The sequence below is a fragment of the Bacillus sp. JJ1764 genome (assembly GCF_036962145.1).
GTDB lineage: Bacteria > Bacillota > Bacilli > Bacillales > Cytobacillaceae > Neobacillus.
Genome location: NZ_JBALNY010000161.1, coordinates 484 through 3,145, shown reverse-complemented (window position 1 = coordinate 3,145; position 2,662 = coordinate 484). Strand labels below are relative to the sequence as shown.

The window sequence follows — 2,662 nt, the reverse complement described above, 5'->3', positions numbered from 1 at the left end:
GCAAGATTGTGTCCGAAGCGGAGGTAACTTCAGACAAGACGCAACCAAAAGAGCAAGAACGAGTCCGAAGTCGATGCACCTTAGGAAAGGTAGCAGCCAAAAAACTAAGAACGAGTCCAAAGCAGTGCCAAGTTCGAAATAAAAGCGGAGAGATATCTATTAACAACAAAAGTAAAAGGTCCTTTTTCGAGTCCTCTTATTAAAGATACATCCCTATAATAAAAAATGGTAAGTGTTCCTCATAGAAAAAAAAGTCCAAATCCGCTACAATAGGTATGTTATGTCAGGCAAGCAAATGGAGGTGCGTTTTGGCCTTGGATAATAAGAAGAAAAAGAAGAGGCAAGTTCCTTTTCGATTAAATATGCTATTTTTTGTTGTATTTTTACTGTTTTCTATTCTCGTATTACGCCTTGGTGAATTGCAAATTGTCTTTGGTGAAGATTTTCAGCGTGAATTGGCAAGGACGGAAGATATTACCATCAGCAATCCTGTTCCAAGAGGGAAAATGTATGACCGTTATGGAAAGGTTATTGTTGATAACACTCCGTTAAATGCAATTACCTATACAAAGTATCAGGGTGTCGATCAAAAGAAAATGCTGGATACAGCAGCAAAACTTGCAAAAATAATCAATAAAGATACATCCAAAGTCCGTGAAAGGGACAAAAAAGACTTTTGGATGATGAAGCATCCAAAAGAAGCAAAAGCAAAGATTACAGAAAAAGAGTGGAACCAATATAAAGGAAAAAAATTGGATGACAAACAAATTTATAAACTCCAATTAAAAAGAATCACGGATCAAGACTTAGATTCACTCTCTGCTGATGATTTAAAAACACTAGCTATTTTTAGAGAGTTTAATAGTGGATATGCTCTAACTCCACAAATAGTAAAAAATAAAGACGTAACCCCAGAAGAATATGCAGCTGTCAGTGAAGACCTGGAGAACTTGCCGGGAATTGACACGACAACAGACTGGGAAAGAAACTATGTTTTTGGTGATACTCTAAAAACAATCCTAGGTGATGTGTCTTCATCTGAATCCGGATTGCCTAAGGATGAATCAGAGAAATATCTGGCCCAGGGTTACAGCCGTAATGACAGGGTCGGGACGAGCTACTTGGAAAAGAAATATGAGGATGTCCTGCATGGTCAAAAGGCAAAAGTGAAAAATGTAACAAATAAATCTGGAAAAATTATCTCTACAGAGGTCGTTTCAGAAGGGGACAGAGGGAATGACCTTGTCCTAACGGTTGATATGGATTTGCAGACCCAAGTGGAAAAAATTATCGAGGACGAAATGTGGGCAGCAAAAAGATCCGGAAATACAGGGCTTATGGATCGCGCCTTTGTTGTATTAATGGATCCACATACTGGTGAAATTCTCACGATGGCGGGTAAGAAGATTGCTAGAAATCCTGAAACAGGAAAACTAGAAATGCAGGATTATGCATTGGGCACTTTTACTACCTCTTATAACGTAGGTTCGGCAGTTAAAGGTGCGACGATCTTAACTGGGTATAAGACAGGAGCCATTAAACCAGGGGATAAACAACTAGATGAACCATTGGTGATTGCCCACACTCCAATTAAAAAATCATGGAAAACATTCGGATGGATAAATGATCAAAGAGCTTTACAGGTTTCATCAAACGTCTATATGTGGAAAACCGTGATCGCAATGGGAGGAGGACATTATGCACCGAATAAAGCACTTCAATTAGATCCTTCCACGTTTGATACATTGCGCAAGTCTTTTAATCAGTTTGGACTTGGTGTAAGAACTGGCATTGATTTGCCTAATGAAACGCCAGGTGTTGTCGGACCCGAAAGAAAACCTGGTTTATTGCTTGACTTAGCGATTGGCCAGTATGATATGTATACGCCACTGCAGCTTGCTCAATATGTGTCAACCATTGCTAACGGTGGTTATCGTGTTCAGCCACATATGGTGAAAGAAATTCGCGAGCCAGAACAGGATTCTAATGAATTAGGACCAGTTATTGAAGAGATTCAACCAAAGGTGTTAAACCACTTGGATATGAAGGACGAATGGATTAAACGGGTTCAAGAAGGATTTCGCATGGTTTTTCAGGTTGGTGATGGTACAGCAACCGGCTATTTTAGAAGTGCAACGTACAACCCGGCTGGAAAAACAGGCACGGCTCAGGCTTTCTATTATGGGACAGATCGCTCTAGATGGGGCACACCAGTTATGAACCTAAGTCTTGTCAGCTTTGCGCCATATGATAATCCAGAAGTTGCCATGGCGGTAGTTGTTCCATGGGCATATCAAGGAAACACAGGACCAGCAGTAAATGATTTAATCGGCAGACGGGTTTTAGATGCCTATTTTGACTTGAAAAAAAATCGTCAAGTGGCTACAGATCCTGCTCAAACCAATAATCAGACAACTCAACAAACGCAAGAACAGCAAAATAATCAAACCACACAAAGAACAGACGAATCTCAAGTCAATGAGACCAATCAACAAACCGGCGAAACCCAAACAAATCAATAGATTAATAGTAATTGGAACACTTGTCTCATCTGAGGCAGGTGTTTTTTTTATGAAAAGATAAAAGTACTGGCTCTGAGAATTGTCTAGCTCCAGAACCCTAGCGGCTAGTGTCCTTCGCTCTCCGCCCTACGATAAGTCAA

General features: G+C 40.2%; 2 protein-coding genes. Both read left to right on the top strand.

Annotated elements, in window-relative coordinates; translation table 11 throughout:
• A partial coding sequence (locus tag V7083_RS19875; protein WP_335481179.1) for a hypothetical protein occupies positions 1-203 on the top strand: 203 nt, incomplete at its 5' end.
• Positions 204-362: 159 nt separating this feature from the next.
• Positions 363-2,522: a peptidoglycan D,D-transpeptidase FtsI family protein gene (locus tag V7083_RS19870; RefSeq protein ID WP_335481181.1), complete on the top strand. Its 2,160-nt coding sequence runs from the start codon at positions 363-365 to the stop codon at positions 2,520-2,522.
• Positions 2,523-2,662 lie beyond the last annotated feature (140 nt).

Excerpts from the sequence above, each read along its gene's own strand:
- V7083_RS19870 (WP_335481181.1), top strand. The coding sequence starts at position 363 with ATGCTATTTTTTGTTGTATTTTTACTGTTTTCTATTCTCGTATTACGC.